Source organism: Pseudomonas sp. MWU12-2037 (assembly GCF_023242345.1).
Taxonomy (GTDB): Bacteria; Pseudomonadota; Gammaproteobacteria; order Pseudomonadales; family Pseudomonadaceae; genus Aquipseudomonas; species Aquipseudomonas gingeri_D.
Map to the genome: position 1 here is coordinate 1 of NZ_JALLIZ010000052.1, position 673 is coordinate 673.

Annotated in this window: 1 pseudogene; it reads left to right on the forward strand. The window is 59.0% G+C overall.

Annotation, left to right across the window (positions count from 1 at the left end):
- Positions 1 to 673: pseudogene (locus M5B42_RS32050) on the forward strand (IS66 family transposase); the annotation flags it as partial.

A 673-nucleotide genomic window follows, 5' to 3' on the forward strand; every position in this document is an offset into this window, starting at 1 on the left:
ACCTGGCCCGTTGGGTTATCCAGTGCTGTGAGCACTTCCAGTCGCTACTGAATCTGATGCGCGAGCGATTACTGGAAAGCCCGGTGATCCACTGCGATGAAACCCGCGTTCAGGTGCTCAAGGAACCTGACCGTGACCCGACCAGCCAATCCTGGATGTGGGTGTAGGCCAGCGGTCCGCCGGACAGGAAAGTCGTGTTGTTTGACTACACCACCAGCCGGGGACGGGAGGTGCCGTTACGCCTGCTCGATGGCTATCATGGCTATTTGATGACCGACGACTATGCGGCTTACAACCCGGTGAGCGCCCAACCCGGAGTTGAGCGCTTGCTCTGCATGGCCCATGCACGCCGCAAGTTTATCGAGGCCCAGAAAGTGCAGCCCAAGGGCAAGTCGGGTCGAGCGGATATCGCGCTTGCGATGATCAAGAAGCTGTACGGTATCGAGCGCGAGCTCAAAGACGCCAGCGATGAACAGCGTTATATCGGTCGCCAGGAAAAGAGCCTGCCGATCCTGGCCCAGTCGAAAAGCTGGCTGGAGAAAAGCCAGCCGCAGGTCACGGCGCAGAACCCTCTGGGTAAAGCGATCAGTTACATGGCGAGCAACTGGGGTTGGCTGCTGCGTTACGTGGAGGCCGGTTTTTTGCCTATCGACAACAACGCCGCTGAGCGCGT